Source organism: Streptomyces sp. NBC_01244 (assembly GCF_035987325.1).
Taxonomy (GTDB): domain Bacteria; phylum Actinomycetota; class Actinomycetes; order Streptomycetales; family Streptomycetaceae; genus Streptomyces.
In genome coordinates this window covers 15,347-38,224 of the sequence record NZ_CP108490.1, presented here as the reverse complement: position 1 = coordinate 38,224, position 22,878 = coordinate 15,347, and the positions used below count along the sequence as shown (strand labels likewise).

Below are 22,878 nucleotides of genomic sequence, written 5' to 3'. Positions count from 1 at the left end.
GGTGTGCCTGACGGGTCGCGTCTACGCCTCGGACGGCTCCGTCGTGCTGTCGTCCGAGCGGACGGGCACCACCCTGGAAGCAGTCGGCAGCGAGGTAGCCGGCAACCTCATCGCGAAGGGCGCCGACGACCTCCTCGCCTCGTCACGAAGGACGTGAGCCGACGGACGCCTCCCCGGCGGAGCCGGCCTTCAACGGCGGGGGCAGCACGGCGCCGGTGTGCGGCTCACCCGGTGTAGAGCTCCGAGAGCGGAAAGACCGACCAGTCCCACTTCTTGTTGTCGTCGAGGTCGGCGAGGACAACAAGGTCCCCATCGCCGCCGGCGCTGGCCTGCCTGCGTGCCTCGTTGATCATGGCCAGCAGCGCAAGGTGGAAGTCCTCGGGCAGGACCGGTGCGGGCCCGCCGAGAACCAAGCTGTCCTTGTGGGCCAGCACCACCGTGTCCTCGGAGCCGATCTGCGAGGCGGTGACCCTTTCCGTGGACGCCTGTAGATGGGTGATGGCGTCGGCGCGGACGAGGGACCCGTAGCTGCCCTCGTGCAGGTGGGTGCCGAGTACCCAGATGTCGGCCATGAAGTTCCTCCCCGTGCAGGATGATCGTCTCGGCCATCCTGCACGACGGCGCCGACAACCCGGAATGCCGCCCGGTCCGACCCCGCCTCTCGCTGGCCGTGAGAACGCACTGAGCCAACCCTGATGCCATGGCCGCCACCGCCACGTTCTCCCCGGTGTCGTTCACCACCTGCCCGCACCCGGCCACCACCAGCGGCGTGGGCGGGGTGGTGCCGGGGATTTCGGCGGGGGCCCGGGTGGAGGGGCGAACCGGTCGGGCGGCGTACCGATCTTGTGGGGATGGACGCACGCCGGCTCTCCGGCCAGGGTGTACCGGTGTCCGTCGGCGGGGTCGAAGGGTGCTTCGCGGCACGGCCGGTCGTAGATCACGAACTGCTCGCGCGGGTACCGCAGCGCGGGGCAGATCCCGCAGAGGCGGTGGTCCGAGTCGGGGTCGGTGTGGGGCGTCTGCCCGTCCGTGACCATGGGCCAGCATGGCAGAGGCAGAGTCTGCCTAGCCCGGAAAAGTAAGTCGGGGCCAGACGACACGGACCCGAAGGTCCGTACCGGCCTCGGAGGACCGGCTTGGGCAAAATCGTCTGACCCCTCACCACAAACCACCAGGCAGGGTTCCTCAAACTCAGAGAGCGAGGTCACCCACAAGGAGATTCGTAGGAGTAACTATAGCCGGGCGGGAACTGCTCTCGGGCAGCGCCCGTACATCGCTCAGCTCAAAGCGGGGCCGCGCGGCCAGCCCGGCGGGCTTCGGCGGCGCGAGCCACCGCCACACCGTCCGCTCCGAGACCTCCAGCGCGTCCGCGACCGTACGGACGTGCGCGGCGGTCAGCGCCTCGTCCTCCCGTAGCCGGGACAGCCGTTCGACGGCCGCCCAGCGCTTCTCCGCCGACACCCTCCCCATGAACCGAAAGGTCAGTGCTGTCGGCGCCGCCATCCCTGAACATTCGCCCGCATCCAGACAGCCGGGTGGACCTTGGCCGAACCGATGGCGAGCGGGCCCGATGAACGCCAAATGCGGATCATCACCCGGCGCCAGGGAGCGTCGCCTCGCTCGGCTTCGCATACACCCAGAGGTCGAGTTCGACCTCCTCGTCGCACTCCTCGCAGCGTCGGACATCAATCTCGCCCACCACGCGTACGTGGATCATCCATGCGTTCCGGTCACACTTCGGGCACGTAGTCTCGCGCGCCGTACGTATAGGCTCGCCGTATCGGGTTGTCATACCGGCATCCTGCCGGACGGGCTCCGGCGGCCCAATTCCCTTCATCAAAGGGTGTCGGCTGGTTCTTGAGGGCCGAGGGATTGAGGGAGTTGCTGAAGACTCTGGAGCCTCTTTCGGTGACCTGCGGCCGATCCTCACAACGACGAACTGCGCATCCTCGGCAGCACCGCGCCCAACGGCACCCGGATCATCGTCCTGCCAGAGCTGTAGCCCTGCCCCACTGACACTTCAGCTGTCGGAACCACTGACACGTTGACGTCGGCCGACACGCCAGCCGAGCAGCCGCCTCACTCAGTGGTGTGCGCGCCGGCGGAGTTCGTCGGCTTGGGGGTTCACGGTTAGGGTGGTGGATGTCTGATCGTGCCCGCCCTTGCGGGTGTCCGCGGCTGTCCGCCGCAGATACAGAGCTCCGCCCGCGTACGCGGGCAGGCGTCCGCGCCGCGAGCTCACCCTCAAGTCCGGGCGGCCGCGTGCCTCCCCTGGCAGAAGGCACTCAGCATGCGCACCATCACCTCCGTCCATGAACGCCCGGACGTCGCCTCCGACTACCGCGACGCCGTCCTTGAACTGCTGGAAGAGCAGCGGTGGCTGTTCGTCTACGAGCACCGGGGCCAGGTCTTCGACGGACGGCCAATCAACACGATGCGGCTGGTCAACTACCTGGCGCCGGACACCGGCGACGACAAGTGGGCCGTGACGTATGACGACAACATGGCCCACGAGGTCCATGAGGTCGACACCTTCGAGGAAGCCGACGCCCTGTACGACGAATACGTCGCCCACCTGGGACAAGACGACCCGGATCTGTAGCGGGTGCAGACGCCGACGCCCGGCCTGCTCACGAGGCTGACCGGGTACTGCTCCCTGATGGCCGAGGCCACCGCTCCTGCCGCGCAACCGCGCCGTCGTACGCGGGGGCCGATCCTGAGCGCGACGTCGCTGTCTGGCTGCGGCCAGTTCAGCCGGCAAGGCGGAGGAACGGTTGTGCCCGTACGCCGGCCGGGAACGGCTCGGAGTTCAGCCGGCCAGCAGACGCAGAGCAGGGCCAGGGAGGGCATCGGCGCTTCCTGGCCGCCACCGTCGGGGTCTGGATCGAAGTCAGCCGGCCGCGCGGCGGCGCAGCGGTACGACGACCTGCTGTCCGGTGGCCTTGTGGCCGAGTCGGAAGAACTTGACCTGGCCCTCCTTGAACACGAACTCCAGCCAGCCGTCCGCCTCCAGCTCGCGCCGGCTCTTGGAGAAGTGCGAGGCCGGGATACCGATGGTCTCAGCCAGCTCGGCGGCTGTCTCCACCACCGGGTTCTCCAGCCCTCCCAAGATCGCGTACGTCATCAGCACGTTCTGCTTCAGGTGCGGCAGTTCCCTTATCCGCAACTGAAGTTCGACGAGCTCGGGGTACTCGCTTTGGCGTGACATCGGCTTTGTCCTTCGGTACTCCTGCTTCGGGTCGCCCCGGCAGAGTCGGCAGGTGGTAGTGCGACGCTTCTTCCGACTGCTCCTCACCGGAGCAACTAGTGATGATGTGCGGGCTGGCCTTGTACTTGATGGTACGGCCCACAACCTCGGCGACCAGGAAGAGCTTGTTGTCCGAGAGCTTCTTGGCGATGCGTCGGGTGGCCTGCGGGGTGAGCCCGAGGTAGTCGGCGGTCTCCCCGGCGGTAGCGCCACCCTTCTCAAAGGTCTTGATGCCGCAGTAGAAGAACACCCGGATGTCGTCTCCAGTGAGGCCGGACTCCTTCGCGAGCATCGCCATGACGCGGGGGAACGAGATCTGCCCGTGCCGGCCGCCGAAGTTGTACGAGCGCCGAGGGTCGGGCTCCTGCGTTTCGCGGAGCTCGTAGATGACGCCGGTCTCTTCGTTGACCAGCTCCCGGCGGGTGCTGCGCGGCTTCCTCGGCAACTTCCGACCCCTGACCTATGCGTTCCGAACACCTAGAGGTTACCGCAGGCGACATGACTTTTTGCGCCATCGAAGGAACGCGGCGATTCCTTCGCTTACCAACTACGACATGTCGCCAAAGGTACGGGAGCGAACCCCCGGATTCCCTCGATGACGCTCCGCGCCACGGTGCGAACCCTAGGGTTCCCTCGGTGGCGTTGAACGTCATGACCATCCACGCCAGGTATCGGCATCCTAGGATGCCGATATAGGCATCACAGGATGCCGTTCGGAACAACGTTCTCGCAGGTCACAGCCTTGCGGAGTGTGCGCGCTCTATAGGTATTGGGAGGAACACCAGCAACGGAGGCCCCGCGCCGTCGTCGGCTGGGGTCCGCGGGGTACCCGGCCCCGCACGCCGGCCGGGGCTACGCCCCCCGGCGGGCGGCTGCTCGCCCTCCACCCCGGCGCTGCGCGCCGCGGCGGAGCGCTCCCAGGTGCCACCAGGGCCAGGCGGCCTGCTGCGGACCGTGGGGGCTGGGGAGGGCGAGCAAGGCGATAGCGTGGCTGATGCCGGGGGTGGCTGGTGCCCACATTGCGGCCGGTGGGGGTTGCTGAAACCGCCTGCGGGTCTCGTCGGGGCTGGCTTTCTGTGGCTCAGGCCCAACCCAAATACGGGGGGCCTGGCCGTTGTCTCTACCGGTGCAGCCTTGACGATCGCTCCCACCCTTGCGCTGCCCGGGCAGGGTAAGGAATCCGGCGGGGAACGGTCTTGCGCCCGGCTTCAGGGGCAAAGATCTCCGGTCTAAAGGTCTTCCCTGGTCAGTGCGCGGGCCCGGATACCTTGGATGAGCCGGCGGTTCACCAGCCACTGGGGCGTCATACCCTCGGCGATGTTCTTGGCCCGGTACGACTGCACACGCATGATCCCGACGAAGAACCAGACGGCGATCGCCGCGACCACGGGGGTACCGAAGACGACCACCGGCACGTTCACGGGCTTCCTCTCGTTTGCGGAACAGAGCAACGACGCACCACCACCATGCCTGGCCCTCACCTCGGTGACCAGCAGGGCGCAACGAGCAGGATCAGGATGTGAGCAGTGCTTCATCCATGGTCGGCACGGTACCGCTCGGCACGGTCACAGGTCACCGAGAGGGTGAAAGCAGCAAACCTGACCCGTCAGGGATCGGGCCCGGGGTCAGGTGGGGCCCGACCAGCAGGGCCCAGGAAGAGCAGTACCCGGCGGCGGCAGCATCGGCCGGACATTGGCACGCCGCCGGGCACGCCCATTCTCGCCCACGAGCCCGCGGTGATGTCGCGGACCGTCTGGGAGGCCTTCGCGAGGACGCCGTCCGCGGCGAGGCGGACGGCGTCGACGAGCACGAACTCCCTGAAGGTCGCGATGCTGCCGCGGCACTGTCCGGTTGCGCACCGCGTTCCTCGGCGGCCGATACCCCGTTGGCCTTGACCGTGTGGACTACTCGTCCTCGGTCGCGGTGGCGAGGAGTCCGCCCAGCTGGATTTTGACGAGCTGGAGTGAGGCTCGGGTGTCGTCGAGGGAGGTGGAGAGCAGCTCGGAGTGCTCGTTGGTGGCGGCCTGGAGCGTAGTGAACCGCTCGTAGAGCTTCCGGGCGTCCTCGGCCTTCCCGTTGCGCTGGGCCGCGGCGATGTCCTTGGCGAGGGCGTCGAGTTCGTCCTTGGCCTTGGTGGTGAACGCGATGATGATCATCTCGCGCATCTCGTCCTGGTCCGGCAGCGGTACCCGTACGAGGTGGCTGCCCTGGCCGAACCGGCCGACGAGCTCGCGCAGCGCGCCGAGGGTCTGGGCGTGCTGGCGGTGGACGAAGTACACGCCGCCGGTTGGGCGCACCCTGATGGCGCTGAGGTATTCGACGTAGCGGCGGACGACAGAGCGCAGCTTGTCGCTGGTCAGGTAGGTGCACCGGTGACGGAAGGAGGCGTTGACGTCGGTGAGCATCTGCCGGACGGTGGTCTGCTCGGCCTCAGGGAGCCTGGCGATGGCGGAACGGTTCTCTTCGATCGTGAGGGTGCCGGCGCCTTCGGGGCTGTTCTCGGAGTTGTCCCGTTCGAAGGTGCAGGTCGCCAGGCGGGTGTCGTACTTGAGGCTGGTCTGCTCCTCGTCGCGGACCTCCCGTACGACGTGGCGCACGATCTGTCCGCCGTCCCGGCGTACGGGCCGGACCATCAAGGTGGCGGTCTTGACGAGCTGGGTGCGACTGCGGCGCTGGCCACGCTTGCTGGCGGGGCCGGTCGCGGTCGGGTCGTCCAGGGGGTAGGTCACCCGGACGCCGTCGGGACCGGTGACGCGTTCGAAGGCGTCGACGGGCCGGACGGGCGGTGGGAGGAGGGCCTCGTCCAGATCCAGTTCGGTGAACCAGCCGACGAGGTCGTCGCGGGTGACCTTGCCGTCGAAGATCGAGTAGAGAACGAGGTGGCCGAGCAGCGGGGCGCCTTCGCCGTCCATCGCTTCGGCGTAGGCGTCGAAGACCGCGTCGCCGGTCTTGCGGTCCGGCTGCTGCGTTTCGGGCGGGGGTGTGGACATGTCGATCGGCTCCACTGCGAAGACGGGCGGGTGGGTCGGGACGGGGGCGGGGCGAGCGCCGGGTCGTCAGATCAGGCGGAAGAGGTCCGAAACGGCCCGCGGGTCCGCGAGGTCGTCGAGGCTCCGAAGGTTGTCGCACAGCGCGTCCAGCACGGAGCCGGACGCGGTCGATCCGCCGTTGCCGATGGCGATGCCGAAGGTGCGGAAGTCCAGCTGCCGCTTGACCTCGTGCCAGTAGTGCGCCCATTCCTCGCTGACCTCGCACTCCCCGTCGGTGATCAGCACGATGTCGCCCTTGGGCCTGCCGGCGGCGTTGAACTCCGCCTCCAGCACCTCGACGGCGGCGCTGAGGGGGGCCTCGAAGTCGGTGCCGCCGCCGAAGAACGTCTCGGCGAAGTCGATGACGTCGCCGATCGCGGCCTGTGCCGAGGCGGGGAAGGGGTGGACGCTGATCTCGCTCGCAGAGCTGAAGAGGATCCCGACGAAGTCGCGCTTGGACTGCCGGGCCTGGTCCAGGAGCGCCAGGGCGCACGCCTTGGCCCACGCCTCGGCGGTGATGCCGGAGGGGCGGTCGCCATGGGGGAAGGACATGGAGTACGAGGTGTCGACGCAGGCGATGATCGCGCCCTGGCCGATGGCCTGTTCGCCCTGGCTGTCGTAGAGCATGAGGCTGGCGTCGGCGTACTTGGCGGCGAAGACGGCGCGCATCGCGGGGACGCCGAGGTTGGCGAGCTCGGAGGGGACGATGCGGGAGAGGTCGTCGCCGAGGGTGATCCCGACCAGCTCGCCGGGGGTGTTCTCCACCCGGCGGGCGCGCTCCCCGAAGGCCATCATCCGGAACCGGCCGATGAGACCGGCGAACTCCCCGAGCCGGCCCGTGCGCAGCCGTTCCGCGAGCCGGGCGCGTTCCTCGAACGACATCCGCTCCAGCTGGCCCGCGTCCAGCCCCCAGGCGCGCATCAGGCCGGCCTCCTCCCTGGCGGCCTCCGAGGCCTGGGCCATCGCGCGACGGACCGCCGTACGGATGGTGGGGGTCACGGCGGCCAGGGCCTGCGCGGCCGCCCCGGCGGCCTGCTGCGCTTCCTGTTCCGCGGCTTCCGCCTCCGCGATGGCCTCATCCACTGCTGCTGCCGCGTCACCGGGCACAACTCCGTCTTCACCCTCGCGCTCCGCGGCCGCCTCCATGGCGGCCGCGACGGCGCGGGCGGCGTCAGCTGCCTCATCCTGCGATTCGCGGGCCCGGCGGCTCTCCTCCTGGGCGTCGCGGGTCTCCTCGAGCAGCCGCCGCAGGGCCGCGCCCTGGGCGAGGACGGCCATGGCAGCGGCGTAGGGGTCTCCCACTGTCTCGCGGTGCAATTCTTCGTACTCCGGGCTGCTGGCCATCGCCGTCACCACCTGGTGGTTGACCAGCCGGGACGGGTCCATCTCGCCGCGCTCGCGAAGGTGCGGGCTCGCCTTGAACGCCGCGAGGAACACGTCGCGCAGCAGGTCCTCCGTGTGATCGTGGCGCTCGTTCAGCTCCTCGGCCAGGTCCTGGAGGGCGGTGGCCTGCCCCAGGGTCTCCTGCCAGGTCATGCCGTCGAACCGGTCCGCGGTCACGACCGCGGTGGCTTTTGGGTCCGGCGGTGTGCTCGCGAGGCCCAGCCACCGGCCGGCCCGCACGGCAAGGTCCTTGAGCTTGTTGATCTTCTTTCCCACCGGGCTCGTCCCTTCCCGGCCGTCAGGCCTGGACCATGGAGGCGTCGACGCCGAGGGCCTCGGTCAGAATGCGGGCGTGGACGGCCTTCTGACGGGAGATGACGCGGTCGATGGCGCTGGTGGAGCGGCCGGTCGTCGAGGCGTCCGTACGAAGCTTGTTGAGCTTCTTGGCGGCCCGGGCGAGCTTGGGGTTCGCCTCCCTGATGGCCCAGTCCGACACCGTGTCGCGGGCCTGGCCGGCCTTGGCGTCGAGATCGGCCGCCAGTTCCTCGATCGCGTCGGCGAGATCGAGCGCCTCCCTGGCCCCGGGGTTGACCATCTGGAGCACCTCCCGCTCGACGGTCGGGCGTTGAGCAGGCGAGTCCCACAGGACATGGGTGAGCACCGTGAGGTCGTTCTCGCTCACCTCCGTCCGCCCGTCCAGGAACGCGGAGGCCTGGAGCAGCCGGACGGACACCCGCCAGCGCCGGTCGGACGAGATCAGCTCGCGCCGGCGCAGCGCGGCGCGCAGGGTGCACAGGGCGTCCACGATCACGGCCGGAACGTCCACCGCGGGTACGACGGTGGACACCGCGGCCTGGAGCTCCGCCAGGGTGATGGTGGTACGGGTCGGGGGGTGGGGTGCTACGACGGCAGACCGGATCAGGGCCGCGAAGTTCGAGGGATCGGCAAGGTAGTCGACCTCCAGGCGGACCAGGAGGCGGTCGTAGATCGCGGCGGAGTCCTCGCCCGAGGGCAGCTCGTTCGACGCCGTGACGGCGCTGATCAGCGGGCAGTGGATCGGGGCGCCACCGTTCTCGGGGTGGTAGAGCCTCTCGTTGAGGTAGCCGAGGGTCTCGTTGAGCGCGGCGGTGCTGCACTTGAAGATCTCGTCGATGAAGGCAACGTGAGCGGTGGTGGCACGGCCGTCGTACACCTGGCGGTACTCGCCCCGGCTGAGCGCCGCGATGTCGATCGGGCCGAACATCCTGGTCGGGCTGGTGAACTTGCTGAGGAGGATCTCCCAGAGACTGGCGTCCTCGATGCGGCTCGTCAGCTCCCGGGCGAGCTCGGACTTGGCCGTCCCGGGCGGGCCGAGGAGCAGCGAGTGCTGGCCGGCGAGCATCGTGACGATCAGGGTCCGTACGACCTCGTCCCGCTCGTAGAACCGGGCGGACAGCTCGGAAGTGATCGCCCGCAACCGGACTGCGGTGTCAGGCGAGCCCTCGAGATCACGTGCTGCCATGGCCAAATCCCTTTCACCGAGGCCTTGATGGGACGCTGCACAGCCTAACGGGGTGGCTACAAAAACGGACGTTTTTGCATCACTCTTTAGAGGGACACTGAGCAGTTCCCCCTAAGGAAACCCCGCCTGGGGGTGCTGCACCGGGGGCCTTTTGACGGGCATCGAGCCGGCCAGTCGAGCGCTGCCGACTCGACGATCTTCGGCTCGGGTGGGGTGCTCGCCCAACGGCGAACCGTTGCCCGGTCCTCGAAGTGCGCCGCCTGCCGGTGGGTGGTCAGCGAGTGGGGGCCGACGGGCTCCAACCAACGAGACCCCCACCCTGATCGACCAAGCGGCCCCCGGCGAACCGCAGGCCTGCTCGCAACCGGCGCGAAAGCAGCGCGCCAGTAGGGACGTTAGCGAGTCCGGTGCAGCCGCTGGGGCCCGCGTGACAGCCCTGGCACGGGGGCCCCAGCGGCTGCACCGTGTCCCATCCGGCCCTGACCTCGACAGATTCCGTTCCCCCCACGCACGCGCCCCGCCCGGGGCCCGGTGCCAGGGGCAGCCTCGGGGAAGGAATTCGGCGGGGGACCAGTCGATGCCCTCGTAGTCGGAGAGGACACGGTGCAGCCGGAAAACAGAGAACGGTCCGGACGCGGGGGGGATGCGTCCGGACCGTTCTGCACTCCACAGTAGCGGGTGGAAAACGACACGCCGTGCCATTTTCAATCATGTTGTCCAGGTTCAGTGCGTTCCTCGGGCTCCTATCCCTGTACGACCTCCACCGTGGCACCGAGCGCCGCAAGCTTGGGCAGCAGGCTGCCGTACCCGCGGTCCAGGTGGTAGACGCCCTGGACAGTCGACGTCCCCTCCGCCACCAGCGCCGCGATCACCAGCGCGGCGACGGCCCGGATGTCGTCACCGGCGACGTGAGCCGCAGTGAGCCGGGACGGCCCGTGCACGGTGATATTCGGGCCATCAGTGGTCACCGCAGCGCCGAAGCTGCGCAGCGGCTCCACGTGGGTGGCTCGCGCGGTGTAGATCCGCTCCTCGATGCGGGAGGTGCCCGGGGCCTGCGTGAGCAGTGCGGTCAGCTGGGGCTGAACGTCCGTACACGTTGCGGAGACGGTGGCCATCTGCACAGGCCTGGGGCCGGCGGGGCAGCGGGCGAGCGTGCCACCGTCCTCCGGGACCAGCTCGATTCCGGCATCGGCGAGCATGGTCACGAGGGCAGCGGGAAACGTCGCGGTGGGCACGTTGTCGAGGCGGACGGTCCCGCCGGTGATGGCGGCGGCCAGGGCCAGTGTCGCGGCCTCCAGGCGGTCCGGCGGCACGGGAACGGTCCCGCCGGTGATGCGGTCGGTGCCGGAGACGTGCAGGGCGGCGCCCTCCCAGTCGATGCCGACCCCGCCCGCTTCGAGCAGGGCAGCGGTCGCACGGACTTCGGGCTCCGAGTTCGGGTTGACGATGGTGGACGTACCGCGGGCGCGGGCGGCCAGCAGCATCGCGGTGACCGTGGCCCCCAGGCTCGGCCCCCAGCCTTTCGTCATCACGTTGGTGGTGAACGGCGCCGGGCCCCCGCTGGTGAAGCGGGCATCGACGTGGGTGTCGGTGACGTCGAGGCTGGCACCGGCGGCCTCCATGGCGGCCAGGTGCCGGTCAATCCGGCGGTGGCAGAACGCGTCGCCTCCCGGCAGAGGGAACCGGGCTTGCCCCGCGCGGGCGAGCAGCCCGGCCGCCATGACGGCGGTCGTGCGGATGCGCCTGCCGAGCTCGTCCGGGATGACTGGCTGCCAGGCGGTGGCCGGCGTGACCTCGAAGCGGTCGCCGCTGATCGTGACGGTGGTGCCCGTGCTGCTGAGGATCTTCGCGCAGACCTGGGTGTCCAGGATGAGTGGGGTCCCGGTCAGGGTCAGCGGCTCGTCGGCGAGCACGGCGGCCGCGTACAGGTGCAGGGCCACGTTCTTGCTGCCCTGTACCGCGATGGTGCCCTCCAGGCGGTGGCCGCCGGTGACGCGGATGGCGCGGGTGTCGGTGAGTGGCGACAGCAGAGTCTGAGCGTTCACGGGTTCCTTCCCCGGTGGTGTGGGGCGTGACGGAGTACTGCTCGCGGCCCCGGCCGGAGCGCGGGGCCGCGAGCAGCACGGGGGCTAGTTCGTGGCGTTCACCAGCCGAGTCAGGCCGGGGTCAGGGTGCGCGCGCCGTTCCGGAGGCTCACAGACAGGGCCTCGTCCAGGGGGATGCGGTCGACGGCGCCGTACACGCGCGTGAACAGGCTGAGGTCGGCGGTGAACGAGTCGATCTCGTTCACGCGCGGCGCGGTGTGGGTGATGGCGCCGGAGCCGGCGGCGCGGATGACGGCGCGGGCCAGGTCGAGGACGGGAACCGCGGTGCCGGAGCCGCAGTTGACGACGGGCAGCAGCTCGGGGGCGTCCAGGATGCGGGTGAGCATGGTGACGGAGTCGTCGATATACGTCATGTCGCGGGCCTGCGTGCCGTCGCCGTCGATCGTCAGCGGCCTGCCCTCGGCGACGGCGGAGAGGAAGGCGGGGACGACGGCGTCGGGGTCCTCGTGCGCGCCGAAGGTGTTGAAGAACCGGACGACTCCGATCTGGCGGTCGTCGTCGAGGAGAGACCGGTAGACGCCGACCAGTTGCTCGGTGGCGACCTTGCCCGCCGCGTACGGGGAACGGGGAGCGTACGGCGCGGTCTCGGCGAGCGGGCCGGACTGCTGGCCGTAGACCTCGCACGAGGAGGCGAGGAGCAGCCGCCGTGCGGTCGAGGCGGCGAAGGTGTGCAGGATGTGGCGGTCGACGGCCACGTTGTGCTCGAACCCGCCGATCTCGAAGCTCTCGGGGACGGACTTGAGGGCGGCCAGGTGCACGACGGTGTCCACGTTGTCCAGGTCCTGTGCGGTCAGCGACCGGACGTCGCGGACCTGGAGGTCCGTCGGGCGTCGGCGCCGGGAGGCGACCGACAGGTTGTCCAGCGGGGTCACCGCGTGCCCGGCGGCGCGCAGGGCCTGGGTGAGGGCAGAGCCGATGAAGCCGGCGCCGCCGGTGATCAGGAGGTTCAAGGGTGCCTCCGCGAAGGGGAAGGGAGAGGCCGCCCGGCGATCGGGTGCAGGAGGTCCGGCACGGTTACCGGGCGGCGTTCGCTCATGGTGCAGCGTGGGCACACCCCAAGGGGGGTGCCAGCAAGGGGTGCAATTCCGGGGCGGGGTACCAGGTTGGGGGGCCAGGATGGGCTCTCACACCGGCAGCAGGCAGAGGGGACGTGCCATGGTGGCTCCAGGCGGGATCGGCGTCTTACTCCGGACAATCCGCGAGGACGCCGACCGGACCCGGGAACAGCAGGGGGGTCTGATCGCGCGGGTGCACGGCCGGCAGTTTGATGAGGCGAACCTCAAACGGTGGGAGACGGAGCGGCGCTTTCCCGTCCCGCACTGGCACTCCACCATCGCCACCGTCTACGGGATCACCGTCGAGCAAGTGCGAGCGGCCATCGCCACGTCGCAGCGATACCGAAAGGCCCAGAGCGACAAGGAGAACGACGTGAAGCGACGCAACTTCGGCCTGGCGGTCGTGGCCGCCGGTGCCAGCGTGCTGCCCGGCATCGCGCAGGCCCGCGAGGGCATCGACGGTGCCCTGGCCGGCTCCGCCCAAGGGGAGCTCGAATACCTGGAGGCCGCGTTCGAGCGGCACCGCGGCGGGTACCACGGCCGGTCACCCGACGCCGTCCTCACCGAGATGCGCCAAGACCTTGCCCTCCTCGGCCAAGCCCTGGCCCGCCCCCACCCCGTACGCGAGCGCGCCGACCTTGCCCGGACCGCTGCGGGCATCGCCGGGCTGGTGGCCATCGTCCAGCACGACCGCGGTGACCAGCCCGACGCACATGGCTGGTTCAGCACAGCCGCCAGGGCTGCCCGCGAATCCGGTGACCGCCGCATGACTGCCTGGGTCCTCGCCCGCCAGGCCATGGTCCCGCTCAACTACGGTGCCCCCGCGGCCGCCGCCAAGATCGCCGCCCAGGCCCGCCGGGAAGCCGGGCGCGCCCCCACTGCGGCCGGCGCGCTCGCCGCCGCCGTCACTGCCCGTTCCCTGGCGGCCCTCGGTGACAAGCGCGGAGCCACCGCCGCGCTTGAGGACGTCCGCGCCCTGGCCGAACGCCTCGACGGCGACGCGACCGCGGACACCTGGTTCGGCTATCCCGAGCAGAAGCACCTCGTCCATCTGTCCCAGGCGTACACCCTGCTCGGCAACACGACGGCCGCCTACCAGGCTCAGGATCAGGCCCTCGCCCTGACCGACTCGCCCTCGGTGATGACCCGCGCGCTGTTGGCCATGGACACCGCCGCCTGCCTGCGCGCCGACGGAGACCCCAGCGCCGCGGCCGAGATGGCGGCCAGGATCTTCGGCCAGCTCCCCGGCCCCTACCGCGAAGGACTCATCCGCACCAGAGCCACCACCCTCCACCGCACGCTCACCGGTCGCCCCCAAGACCTCCTCGGCCAAGCCCTGGCCTGAACCCCGGCAATGGTCCTCACCAACCGGCGCCGACAACGGGACAGGATGCTCCCGCTCTCCCGACCGGGAAGGGCGGGACCACTACGGCTGTCACGGCGCCGGCACGAACCAGGCCTGGGTCTCGCCCTTCTCGACGAGAGCGATCAGTTCCCGCATCCGCTCGGTCATCGGCGGCAGGGCGTCCAGCGGGAACCAGCCGACCTCGTAGGACTCGTCATCACAGACCTGCGGCGCCTGCCCCGCCTCTGCCGGGCGGCAGGCGAACAAGACCTCGAAGTACTGGGCCCTGTCCCCATTGCCGTGCCGCACTGGCGGGGAGTTCGTCACCGCCACCAGTCGCTCCACTACGACCCGCACCCCGGTCTCCTCCGCGACCTCCCGCACCACCGCCGGGGCCGGATCTTCACCGGGCTCAAGGATCCCGCTCAACAGCGTCCACCGCTGGTCCGCAGCAGATCGCCGTTGCAAGAGCACCCGCTGGTCCTCGTCGATGACAGCTGCGACGACTCCCGGCAGCCACAGCAGGTGATCGGGGCCGACCCGTTTCCGCAGATCTGATACAAAACCAGGAATCATGAATCCACCCTAGGGCGGGAAGAGGGCCGGCGGCGGGCATTCGCGGTGCGCGCTGTGGTCGTCGCCGCGGGTATGCGGCGCAGAACCCGAACCGCCTCCTGGGGCCTTACGGCCCGACCCACCCCGATACCGAGGAGCACCATGCCGACCACCTACCCGACCAGCCTGCCAGCCGTCCCCCAGAACCGGTGGGATGCCGAGAAGCTCGGCGACCGGGGGATCGAGCGGCCTGCCGAGGGCACCGAGGGCCGGCCGGTCGCCGTCGCCGACTTCACCCTCCTCGCCGACTCCACCGAGCAGGCCGAGCTGCGTCTGCTCGCGTACATCGACAACGACTACGAGGACGATCTGCGCGGCGCGTCAGCGACGGCAACTGAGGAGACGGCTCCGGGCCGCTGGCTGGTGACCCTTCGCGTTCCGGGCGAGTACTGAGCCAGCTCTGAAGACCGTCTTCGCCTTCGGGGAAGTCCGAGTTCGAGATCCTGCGCCGGGCCCGGGGCTCGGCCGGGCCCGGCTGCCTTCGGATGGGGGCTAATGCTGGTAGGCGGTGATCACCTCGCGAACCTTCGCGTCACCGACGCAACCAGCGGGCGCCCCGAACTCCTCGGACGCCGGGTGCCGGTGGGTGCTGGGCAGCCCGCCGTTGCGGCCGCGCTGGTGGGACCAGTAACGCGGGCCCTGCCAGCCGCACAGCTCGCACTCCTGCCACCACGGGTTGTCGCTGCCCGGGAACCCCGTGTACGGCTTCCAGCGGTACAACGCCAGGGCGGCGGCGACCTTCTCCGCGGCCTCGATGTTGCGAGGGCTCTGCGGCATCCGCGGGTGCAGCAGCGGCACCGGGCCGTCCAGCATCGGCACGGCGGCTGTGACGTCGGCCAAGGTCATGGCCGTGATGCGTCCGGCCGCGTATTCGGCGGCCACATGCCCGGCCGCCGCGAGTGCGGCCGCCTTCGGCACGCTGCGGCGGCCCTGCTCGGGACGACCAAGGTTGTGCTCGCCCTCGCTGGTGAGGGCGAGCCAGTCGCGATGCCAGCGGAAGACCGCGCCGATCACGGTGTCCGTGCCGATCAGGACCGGGGAGCGCTGCTCCCAGTCGGGGGCGCCGAGTCGGTACCCGAGGCTGGTGGTCATGTCGTGTCCTTCGTTGAGGTTGATCGGTGCCAGGCGGCCGGTCCGGTGGCACGAGGCGGTGATCAAGCTGCGGTCTCGCGGAGTTCGGACAGGAAGGCGCGCAGTCGCGGTGCGTCGGCGGAGTCGGGGGAGAGGCCTCCGTGGCGGGCGGCGAACTGCCCGGCGAGGTGTTCGGAGTTCCAGCCGCGCTCCCCGGCTTCGGTGACGATCTCGAACCAGACGGCCTCGGGGTCGTCCGGGCCGACGATCTCGGCGTCGATGGGCTCCTCGTCGGCGTCGTTCGCCGCGTTCTCGACCTTCACATCCGGTGTCTTCGGTACGAAGGCGTTGGCCTTCTCGGCGGCGCGCTTCTCCTTCCCGATGGCGATGAGCTGGGCCTTCAGGACGTCGGTCATGTCTCCGGCGGCCTCCGCTTCGCGGTAGACGGCGACAGCGGCATCAGCCGTGGGGGCCTTCCTGGCCTCGGCGGCGTAGTCCCGGCCGGTCGGCTCGATGGCCAGGTGCGCGGGTGGCAGCGGGCTCAGCTCTGACCCGGGGATCGTTCCGGTGAGGGCCTGGCGCACGGTGCCCCTGACCTCGACGACCACGACGGGGAACTTCTTGGTCTTGCCGTCGGCGAGGCGCTGGCGCTGCTCGATGCGCATGCCGACGGGGATGACTCCCCGGCCGCCGGTGCCGGATACGACCATGTCCACGGTGCCGCTCCACTCGTTCGCGGCGTAGAAGCTGTGCGTCTCGGCTCGCCACACCCCGATGCCGGGGAGGTCGGGGAGGATGACCTTGATGCGGCTGGTGGCCCGGCACACCTGCGTGGGCCCGAGGAGGTACCAGTTCTCTCCGTGCCGGTCGAGGCAGACGCACGGCTTCTTGGACAGCTTCTCGGTGATGCCGTCGCAGCGTCGCTCGCAGCCGCCGCCGCCCCACTTCTCGTTGTACTGCGAGAGTGGGTCGCCGGGCGGGAAGAGCGCTTCGATGCTCTGGGCTTCGGTGATCACCCTCCACTGGTCGGGGTTGTTCCCCTGCGGCGACCAGCGCTCGACCGTGCCGCCCCACAGGTCGGCGGCGGCCTGCACCCGGGTGCGGTCGTGGCTGGAGACGATCCAGGTCTGGGACTTCACGGGCCGGTTTCGGCCCTTGTCGGTGGGCACGCTCCATCCGGTGCGCAGCCGCCCGAGTTCGGCGGCCTGCCGCTGGAGGTTCAGGATTCGTCCGGCCATCAGGCAGCGCTCCTCAGGGTCGTGGGGTCAGGGTCGGCGGGCGGGGTGAGCGGGCGGAACTTCGTCTTCGCGGTGAGCTGGAGGTGCTTGGCGACGGTGAGCGCGGAGCAGAAGCTGGCGAAGGACGCCCGGTTCGCGTTCATCGGCACGAGGTTGACGCGGCGGCGCCGCAGGTTGAGGATCGCGGCCCCGGCGACCCGGGGCATGGGGATGTCCGTACCGTCGGGGGCCCAGATGACGGGGGCGTACCGGTAGGCCGCGAGCTGCATGTCGTACTCGGGCCACACGTTCGTGGACGCCTGCGTCTCAGAGGTTTTGATGTCGATCAGCCAGAGCTGACGGCGGCGCCGTGGGGTGGGGCCTGTGGGCAGGTGGAGCAGCATGTCCATGGTTCCGGCGTATCCCAGGCGCCGGTGGGCGACGGTCGCCTCGGCTGCCTCCAGGTCCCGGTCGGGGTCCACCCCCCAGATATCGAGGAACCTCAAGAACTGGGTGAAGTAGGGCCGGACGTCGGGTTCCTCTTCGTCCGGGACGGGCTTGTGCAGGAGGTGGTCCTCGGCTCGCTTGTGGACGCGCGAACCCCGGTCGGCGGCGGTGTCGCGTACGAGGACCGGTTGCTTCTTGAGCTCCTTGAGAATTCCGTCGGGGTCGGTACGGGCCTGGGCGACGACGCGCGGCAGGTTGCCCATGACGTAATTCGCGACGACCTTGGAGGCCCAGGGAACGAGGATGGGTTTGGCGACGGAGTGGTCCAGGACGTTCGTCACGGAAATGAGGTCGGGGCCGCCTTGCGGGTCCTCGTAGTAGCGGCCCTGATCGGTGGCGATGGCCTGCCGGGGATCGGTCATGGAGCTGAGCCTGGGTGCGGGGGAGTGGGGGCGGGCCCCGGCTGCGCGCCGGGGGCGGCCACGGTTCGTATGGTCACGTGGAGTCCTTCGAAGTGGTTTTGTGGCGGCCGATCCAGGGCTTGCCCTCCCTTTCCCGACATTGACCAATCTACCCGATCGGGGGGGGGTTCGTCAAGCTCTCCCCGATCTACTTCGAGGGCATTTCCGCTGGTGAAGGGCTCCTATTGGTTTGCGGTGCTGCCGTATGCCGTCAGGCGAGGTGGACGGCCGCGGTGGTGGCGACGGTGAGAGCGGCGGCCACGGCCAGGGCGTCGGCGGCCAGGGGAGTGAGCGAGGACCGGATCTCCGACCGTATCGACTCCAGGTCGGGTGCTGAGGAGGCCACCCTCCAGGCAGCCGTCACGAGATCAAGGGTTCGGTCGTGGGCCCGGACCTGCTCCTCGATGCCCGTGATGTCGGCCGCCGTCGCGATGCCGCGGCCGAAGAAGGCGTTCGACTTCGACGCCGCCTCGAGCACAGTGAGGGCATCGGGCCTGGCCGGCACGAGACGGTCCAGGTCCGGCAGCCCCTCCTTGGTCCGCTGATGCGCCGGGCAGCGCACCAGCACGTCGGCGAGGACGGTGACCGCCAGGTCCAGGGCCCCCTGCGGGTACCGGGCCTGGAGGGCGGAAACGGTTCCGACGGCCTGCCTGTTCACCAGCCCAGATCGCGCGGCGTCAACGAAGGCCGCGCCGGCGCGCGTCACGAGCCGCCAGTAAGCGGGGGTTCCCTCCTGCGGGAGGGCGCTGTCCGCACCGCGCCCGAACGGGGAAAAGCTCATCGCGATCCTCCCGAGGCCGGACCGCCGGGCTGCCGGTGGGCCAGGAGGTGACGCTTGCGCTGCTCGTCGACGTAGGTCTTCGCGCCGGCCCGGCAGGTAAACGTGCCGCAGCTGCACGTGGCCTCGTGGTAGGCCCGGCCAGGGCAGCCTGGGGTGAGCGGCTTGCCGCTGCTCGTGTAGCGGTGGCCTGGTGGGCAGACGGTGTTCCCGGGGTCGTCGTGGTGGGCGCGCAGCGGGGCGGTGTGGCGGGTCACGGGGGTGAGGCTCCTTCTGGGTGAGGACGGAGGGGCGGCGGGAGGCCGCCCCTGGGGGTCATGCGGCTGTCGCGAGGGCCTGCTTTCGGCGGGCGGCTATGGAGGTGGCGCCTTGGGTGACCTCGGCGAAGACCGCGTTGAAGGTCTCGCGTTCCTTGGCCGGGGCCAGGGCCGGGCCGACGGCCAGGGCGTGTTCGGCGGTCGGGTAGGAGGTGCCGGCCTTGCGCAGGCATGCTCGGGCGATGCCGTGCTCGTCGACTTCGACGGTGCCGCCGTACTCGGCGGCCAGGTCGGACAGGAGGGCCGTCATCGCGGTGCGGGAGCCGGTCTCCAGAGGTTCGACGCTCCGGTACGCGTGTCCCTTGACGTTGGGGTCGCCCTTGCGGGCGTGGTAGACGCGGCGCACCTCGTAGACGCTCCAGTCGAGGTGCGCGAGCCGGTCGTGGTGGCGGTTGAGGATTTCGTGAAGGCCGGCGTCGCGCACGAACTCGTGAGCGGCGTGGCGGCCGAACAGCTTGGCGTTGGGGTTCATCACGAGCGCGTTGTGCTCGATCAGCAGGGCCCGCAGGGCCGCCTCCGGCTCCGCCCGCCAGCTGGCGGCGAGGGTCTCCCGACCGGCGAGCGAATGCTGAAATGGGCAGAAATAGCACGAGGAGCGGGAAAACTCTCTTCCGTGCGCGGCCAGCAGGTAGTCCGAAGCGGTCCGCCTGTCCCAGTTCCATCGCACGAGGGGGAAGTCCGGGCGCCGGTGCCCCTTGTTGCCGTCGAGGTCCCGCTGTGCGCGGCGGACTTCCTCGGCGCTGTAGCCGATGCAGTGGACAAAGGGCGCGTGGCCGACGTGGTCGGCCAGCCAGGAGTCAAGCGGCAGATGCTTGATCCAGTCGCTGCACGCTCTGAGCGTGGAGCTGACCTGAGGAACCGTTCCGACGTCGAGCATGCGGCCGCCGAGCGTCACGGGCACCTCGGTGACCAGGCGGGTCGGAGTGCGGGTGTCATCCAGGACGACGTACCCCTCTTTCACACTCTGGCCCGCTCGCGCCACCTGGACAGTCCTGACCCGGTGGCGAGCAATGAGCGGGAACAGGCACTGCTCCATGGCGTCCTTGGTCCGCTGGTACTCCTCGCCCACGCTGGCGATCAGGATCGTCAGCTGGTCGAGGTCGAAGCCGCGGCTCTGGGGTTCGAGCAGCCAGCGGGTGACGATGGCCGAGCTGTCGACGCCCATGCCGAGGTTGGCGACGACGGGCTGCCCCTCGGGGACCTGGAAGTAGGTCTGTTCAGGCACGGGATTCCCCCCTGGATGGTGGTCGTGGTGGTCACGCCGAGGCTTGCCCTCCCCTGTGCGACATTGACTATTCTACCTGATGTCCAGAGGGAAGCCAACCGGGGCATCAGCCCACGCGGCCGAACTTTGCCCTGGAGCGCGGCTGTTGCTACGCGCCGGGCGAACCTGCCGACGGGGTAGCGGGTCAGGCGGAGGTGTCGCGGACCAGCTCCCTGTAGAGGGCCCATCCGTCCTCGGTAAGGGTTTTGACGCCGTCGGGGCCCCGGCGGACGAGCCGGGAGGCGACGAGGCGGTCGATGGCGGCGCCGTGGCCGCCGACTACTCCGTCGTGGTGGCGGAGGACTGTGCCCGGGGGGCGGGGTAGGCGGTGCCGCCGAGGCGGACACGGGTGCGGCCGGGGCCGATGGCGCGCGCGTAGCGGTGGCAGCCGCCGTGGGCCACCGTCGTGGCGCCGATCGCCTCCAGCGCCGCGGCGAGCCACCGGGCGCCGTCCTCGCCTTCCTGCCGCGGGACGGCGCCAAGACCGGTGAGACGCCGCTGAACCGACGCCCGTCCGACCTCGTCGCGGCGCACCTTGCCGGCCGCGCGATCGGTCAGCACCGTGGCGTCGGGCAGCACGATCTGGCGCCGGGCCCGGGTGAGGCCCAGGTAGGCGAAGCCCTGCCCGGCGCCGTACACGTGGCCGATGTGGCCGGGAGAGACCTGGACGGGACCGCCAGGGGTCATCCGGGTGCGGGGGACGGGGTCGGCGTGGGCGACGATCCCGCGGATCCCCTCGGCGGCGGCGAGCGCCATCGCGGCCGCACAGGCCCACGACTCGCCGTTTGAAGCAACGGAGTCCCGGAGCACCATGCGCGACAACTCAAGGGCTTCGCGTACCGGGGTGAGGCCCGGGAAGGCATTATGAAGAACGGCGATGTTCATCGGGACCCCGAAGGCGAGCACCCCGACCAGCCGCCCGCCGTCGGGCTCCCCGGGCCCGGGCTCCTGGTCCCGGCGCTGGATCCCGTACGCGAAGCGCACGACAGGCCAGCTGGCACTGTAATGATGGGTGACCGTGAAGCTCTTGGCGGCCGCCTCGGGGATCCGCACTACCCGGTGCAGCCCCGGATCGAAGCCGCCGTCCCGCGTCCTCTTCCACGACGGCATCCGATTCTCCCATCGCTGGCACCAGTCTCCGGCGCCGGGCTCCATCAGCTCCAGCTGCTCCGGCCCGTTCACGCGGCCACCCCGGGAGCTGGAGACGGCACGGAAGCTGCCAGGGTGCCTTGGAGGCGGCGGCGGTGCTCGGCCAGGGTGAGCGGCCGGGAGATGCCCCCTCGGCGCTCGCGCAGGATCGCGACGTCCTTCCCGAGCTCCTCGCGGATCTCCTGTTCCTTGCGTTCTGCCTCGGCATACAGGAGGGGCGAGTGCTGCAGGACCTTCGCCCAGTGACCGAGCCCCGCACGAACGCACAGCCCGTAACAGTTGTTGTGCTCCGCCCAGGCGTACAGGCGCGGCGGGGTGATGCCGATGTCCCGGGACCACTGGAGCATCTCCTGCTTCGTCAGGAACGGCTCCTGGCACATCGGGAACTCGACCTGCCACGGCGCCCACCCGTTGCGGGTGCCGGGGATCCGCCGCTGCTCGGTGTGGTCGAAGCCGACGTAGAGGATCGTGTCGTTGGGGTCGGCGTTGGCCTCGATCCAGCGCCGGCACGGGTTCACCTTGAGCTGGATCGAGCACGGCGCGAGGCGGGAATTACCCAAGAACCGCTCGTCGCGGAAGACCTGCCAGGGGTCCCGGCCGTCGGCGACGACCACCGGCTCGATCCCGAGGTAGTGGGAAGTCTCCTCGACGAACCGCCACAGGTCCGGGTCCTCCGCGCGGCTGTCGGCGATCAACAGGTCCACGCTCCGCGGACCATGCTGTTCGACCACGCGCATGGCCGCCGCCCAGGATCCGATCCCGCCCGAGTACTGGACGATGTGCCGGGTCATGTCGGGCTCACCTCGGACCGTAGGGAGCTTCGTGTAGGGAGAAGAGGCATGGGTGTATTCCTCCTATTCAGGGGATCACAGGGAGACAGGCAGGGGGCAAAAACGGCCGTTTTTGCGTACTAGATCGTTGATGCGGGCAGGCAGAGCGCGGCCGGTGCGGGTCGGAAGCCGGTGTCGCGCTGGATGAGCCGGGGTGCCGGTGCCGGTGCCGGGCGTCCGCGGTGCCCTCGGGCGTCGGGCGGGAGGACGAACGTCTCGAGCTCCCCGAGGATGAACTCCCCCCACTCGCCGTACGGGCCGCCCGCGCGGAGCCATCCGAAGGCGCGGCCCGTGGCGGGGTCCAGTTCGGCGACGTACCAGTCGTAGTGCTCATCTGGGACCGCGTAGTGGATGTGGAGCGTCCGGGCGGGGGCGGGGACGTCGGTGGTGCTGCCGGGCGCCGGGATGCCGGCTAGCTCGTGGAACGGGGGGTAGAAATCGTGCCCGCGGTGCTCGCGGTGGACGTCGGGGAGCACACTCCAGGTTCCGGCGGGAAGCAGCACACGACCTTCGACGATGCGGACGGTGTTGTCCATGGGTGACAGAGCTCTCTCCTGAAAGGGGGTTAGTGGTGGCGTCGCAGAGCTTGCCCTCCCTGCTTCGACGTTGACTACATTACCTGTTTGTCGGGCTGTGGCCAGCAGGTTGCGGACGGGCGTGGTGGCCGGGACAGAGCAGCAGCCGACCTGGAAGCTCCAGAAGTCGAGAGGGGATGACAGATCAGGGAAGGAGGGAGAACTCGTGGATGAGCCTCCATGCGGGCCCCATGCCCGGCAGGCTCTCGGTTCCGGGCACGGCGACGAACGCACCGGGCTGACGCTCGTGGGCCCGGGTGGTGCTCCAGCCTTCAACGGTGGAATGCCGCTGGAAGTAGAAGACCCGGCCTCCGATCTCGCGCATGTGCTCGGTCCACTGGTCGCCGAATCCGTCCGGATGGCGGTGCTGATCGAAGCGGGGGCCGATGGTGAACGACGGTATGGGCATGGGTTCCTCGCGGTTGTTGAGAGGGGACGGGCACGGTGCACCTTGCTCACGGCCGTGACGGGCATGGCCGAGGGGAGGGG

Annotated in this window: 27 protein-coding genes; 4 read left to right on the top strand and 23 right to left on the bottom strand. The window is 69.9% G+C overall.

All coding sequences use genetic code 11. The features are described from left to right. The first annotated feature begins 1 nt into the window (after nucleotide 1). The gene (locus OG247_RS43780; RefSeq protein WP_327258199.1) at nucleotides 2–157 is read left to right on the top strand and encodes a hypothetical protein; all 156 of its coding nucleotides are present in this window, start codon (nucleotides 2–4) and stop codon (nucleotides 155–157) included. Between the two features lie 67 nt (nucleotides 158–224). On the opposite strand, the gene OG247_RS43775 is transcribed toward OG247_RS43780, so the two are convergent. From OG247_RS43775 to OG247_RS43760, 4 genes are all read right to left on the bottom strand, one after another. Then, nucleotides 225–572: a hypothetical protein gene (locus OG247_RS43775; protein ID WP_327258198.1), complete on the bottom strand. Its 348-nt coding sequence runs from the start codon at nucleotides 570–572 to the stop codon at nucleotides 225–227. A 162-nt stretch (nucleotides 573–734) separates the two neighbouring features. Then, on the bottom strand, nucleotides 735–1,037 hold the full coding sequence (locus OG247_RS43770; RefSeq protein WP_327258197.1) for a hypothetical protein: 303 nt from the start codon (nucleotides 1,035–1,037) through the stop codon (nucleotides 735–737). 154 nt (nucleotides 1,038–1,191) lie between these two features. After that, nucleotides 1,192–1,470: a hypothetical protein gene (locus tag OG247_RS43765; RefSeq protein ID WP_327258196.1), complete on the bottom strand. Its 279-nt coding sequence runs from the start codon at nucleotides 1,468–1,470 to the stop codon at nucleotides 1,192–1,194. 121 nt (nucleotides 1,471–1,591) lie between these two features. Then, on the bottom strand, nucleotides 1,592–1,717 hold the full coding sequence (locus OG247_RS43760) for a hypothetical protein (RefSeq protein WP_327258195.1): 126 nt from the start codon (nucleotides 1,715–1,717) through the stop codon (nucleotides 1,592–1,594). Between the two features lie 573 nt (nucleotides 1,718–2,290). On the opposite strand from OG247_RS43760, the gene OG247_RS43755 reads away from it, so the two are divergent. Continuing rightward, entirely contained in the window at nucleotides 2,291–2,602 is a 312-nt protein-coding gene (locus OG247_RS43755; RefSeq protein WP_327258194.1) for a hypothetical protein, read from the top strand. A 288-nt stretch (nucleotides 2,603–2,890) separates the two neighbouring features. Here the strand turns inward: OG247_RS43755 and OG247_RS43750 are convergent, their stop codons facing one another. From OG247_RS43750 to OG247_RS43715, 8 genes are all read right to left on the bottom strand, one after another. Continuing rightward, nucleotides 2,891–3,088, bottom strand: a complete 198-nt coding sequence (locus OG247_RS43750) for a hypothetical protein (protein WP_327258193.1) — start codon at nucleotides 3,086–3,088, stop codon at nucleotides 2,891–2,893. Further along, nucleotides 3,060–3,692 (bottom strand): MarR family transcriptional regulator, encoded by a 633-nt coding sequence (locus OG247_RS43745; protein WP_327258192.1) that lies wholly within the window; start codon nucleotides 3,690–3,692, stop codon nucleotides 3,060–3,062. The genes OG247_RS43750 and OG247_RS43745 overlap by 29 nt, the downstream gene beginning before the upstream one ends. Nucleotides 3,693–4,476: 784 nt before the next feature. Further along, nucleotides 4,477–4,668, bottom strand: coding sequence for a hypothetical protein (locus OG247_RS43740; RefSeq protein ID WP_327258191.1), 192 nt, complete (start codon nucleotides 4,666–4,668; stop codon nucleotides 4,477–4,479). A 483-nt stretch (nucleotides 4,669–5,151) separates the two neighbouring features. Continuing rightward, complete coding sequence (locus tag OG247_RS43735; RefSeq protein ID WP_327258190.1) at nucleotides 5,152–6,237, bottom strand: DUF6744 family protein; 1,086 nt, start codon at nucleotides 6,235–6,237, stop codon at nucleotides 5,152–5,154. A gap of 66 nt (nucleotides 6,238–6,303) precedes the next feature. Then, complete coding sequence (locus OG247_RS43730; protein ID WP_327258189.1) at nucleotides 6,304–7,935, bottom strand: VWA domain-containing protein; 1,632 nt, start codon at nucleotides 7,933–7,935, stop codon at nucleotides 6,304–6,306. A gap of 22 nt (nucleotides 7,936–7,957) precedes the next feature. Next, on the bottom strand, nucleotides 7,958–9,160 hold the full coding sequence (locus OG247_RS43725; protein ID WP_327258188.1) for an AAA family ATPase: 1,203 nt from the start codon (nucleotides 9,158–9,160) through the stop codon (nucleotides 7,958–7,960). 743 nt (nucleotides 9,161–9,903) lie between these two features. After that, the gene (locus OG247_RS43720; protein ID WP_327258187.1) at nucleotides 9,904–11,205 is read right to left on the bottom strand and encodes a UDP-N-acetylglucosamine 1-carboxyvinyltransferase; all 1,302 of its coding nucleotides are present in this window, start codon (nucleotides 11,203–11,205) and stop codon (nucleotides 9,904–9,906) included. 110 nt (nucleotides 11,206–11,315) lie between these two features. Continuing rightward, complete coding sequence (locus tag OG247_RS43715; protein ID WP_327258186.1) at nucleotides 11,316–12,215, bottom strand: NAD-dependent epimerase/dehydratase family protein; 900 nt, start codon at nucleotides 12,213–12,215, stop codon at nucleotides 11,316–11,318. A 205-nt stretch (nucleotides 12,216–12,420) separates the two neighbouring features. Between OG247_RS43715 and OG247_RS43710 the strand changes: the two genes are divergently transcribed. Beyond that, nucleotides 12,421–13,665, top strand: coding sequence for a transcriptional regulator (locus tag OG247_RS43710; RefSeq protein ID WP_327258185.1), 1,245 nt, complete (start codon nucleotides 12,421–12,423; stop codon nucleotides 13,663–13,665). A gap of 90 nt (nucleotides 13,666–13,755) precedes the next feature. Here OG247_RS43710 and OG247_RS43705 read toward each other — a convergent pair whose 3' ends face one another. Further along, on the bottom strand, nucleotides 13,756–14,241 hold the full coding sequence (locus tag OG247_RS43705) for an NUDIX hydrolase (protein ID WP_327258184.1): 486 nt from the start codon (nucleotides 14,239–14,241) through the stop codon (nucleotides 13,756–13,758). 141 nt (nucleotides 14,242–14,382) lie between these two features. Here OG247_RS43705 and OG247_RS43700 point away from each other — a divergent pair, with 141 nt between their 5' ends. Next, complete coding sequence (locus tag OG247_RS43700) at nucleotides 14,383–14,673, top strand: hypothetical protein (RefSeq protein WP_327258183.1); 291 nt, start codon at nucleotides 14,383–14,385, stop codon at nucleotides 14,671–14,673. A 99-nt stretch (nucleotides 14,674–14,772) separates the two neighbouring features. Here the strand turns inward: OG247_RS43700 and OG247_RS43695 are convergent, their stop codons facing one another. From OG247_RS43695 to OG247_RS43650, 10 genes are all read right to left on the bottom strand, one after another. Then, complete coding sequence (locus OG247_RS43695) at nucleotides 14,773–15,372, bottom strand: hypothetical protein (RefSeq protein ID WP_327258182.1); 600 nt, start codon at nucleotides 15,370–15,372, stop codon at nucleotides 14,773–14,775. A 62-nt stretch (nucleotides 15,373–15,434) separates the two neighbouring features. After that, nucleotides 15,435–16,589 carry a recombination directionality factor gene (locus OG247_RS43690; RefSeq protein WP_327258181.1) on the bottom strand — a complete coding sequence of 385 codons (1,155 nt, stop codon included), beginning with the start codon at nucleotides 16,587–16,589 and terminating at the stop codon, nucleotides 15,435–15,437. Next, the gene (locus tag OG247_RS43685) at nucleotides 16,589–17,437 is read right to left on the bottom strand and encodes a hypothetical protein (RefSeq protein ID WP_327258180.1); all 849 of its coding nucleotides are present in this window, start codon (nucleotides 17,435–17,437) and stop codon (nucleotides 16,589–16,591) included. The genes OG247_RS43690 and OG247_RS43685 overlap by 1 nt, the downstream gene beginning before the upstream one ends. A gap of 250 nt (nucleotides 17,438–17,687) precedes the next feature. After that, entirely contained in the window at nucleotides 17,688–18,257 is a 570-nt protein-coding gene (locus tag OG247_RS43680) for a hypothetical protein (RefSeq protein ID WP_327258179.1), read from the bottom strand. Next, on the bottom strand, nucleotides 18,254–18,511 hold the full coding sequence (locus tag OG247_RS43675) for a hypothetical protein (protein WP_327258178.1): 258 nt from the start codon (nucleotides 18,509–18,511) through the stop codon (nucleotides 18,254–18,256). The genes OG247_RS43680 and OG247_RS43675 overlap by 4 nt, the downstream gene beginning before the upstream one ends. Nucleotides 18,512–18,569: 58 nt before the next feature. After that, nucleotides 18,570–19,796: a hypothetical protein gene (locus tag OG247_RS43670; RefSeq protein WP_327258177.1), complete on the bottom strand. Its 1,227-nt coding sequence runs from the start codon at nucleotides 19,794–19,796 to the stop codon at nucleotides 18,570–18,572. A 318-nt stretch (nucleotides 19,797–20,114) separates the two neighbouring features. Next, nucleotides 20,115–21,017 (bottom strand): Mom family adenine methylcarbamoylation protein, encoded by a 903-nt coding sequence (locus tag OG247_RS43665; protein WP_327258176.1) that lies wholly within the window; start codon nucleotides 21,015–21,017, stop codon nucleotides 20,115–20,117. Next, the gene (locus tag OG247_RS43660; protein WP_327258175.1) at nucleotides 21,014–21,775 is read right to left on the bottom strand and encodes a hypothetical protein; all 762 of its coding nucleotides are present in this window, start codon (nucleotides 21,773–21,775) and stop codon (nucleotides 21,014–21,016) included. The genes OG247_RS43665 and OG247_RS43660 overlap by 4 nt, the downstream gene beginning before the upstream one ends. 119 nt (nucleotides 21,776–21,894) lie before the next feature. Then, on the bottom strand, nucleotides 21,895–22,350 hold the full coding sequence (locus OG247_RS43655) for a hypothetical protein (protein WP_327258174.1): 456 nt from the start codon (nucleotides 22,348–22,350) through the stop codon (nucleotides 21,895–21,897). A 184-nt stretch (nucleotides 22,351–22,534) separates the two neighbouring features. Beyond that, the gene (locus tag OG247_RS43650; protein ID WP_327258173.1) at nucleotides 22,535–22,798 is read right to left on the bottom strand and encodes a hypothetical protein; all 264 of its coding nucleotides are present in this window, start codon (nucleotides 22,796–22,798) and stop codon (nucleotides 22,535–22,537) included. Nucleotides 22,799–22,878: the final 80 nt, after the last annotated feature.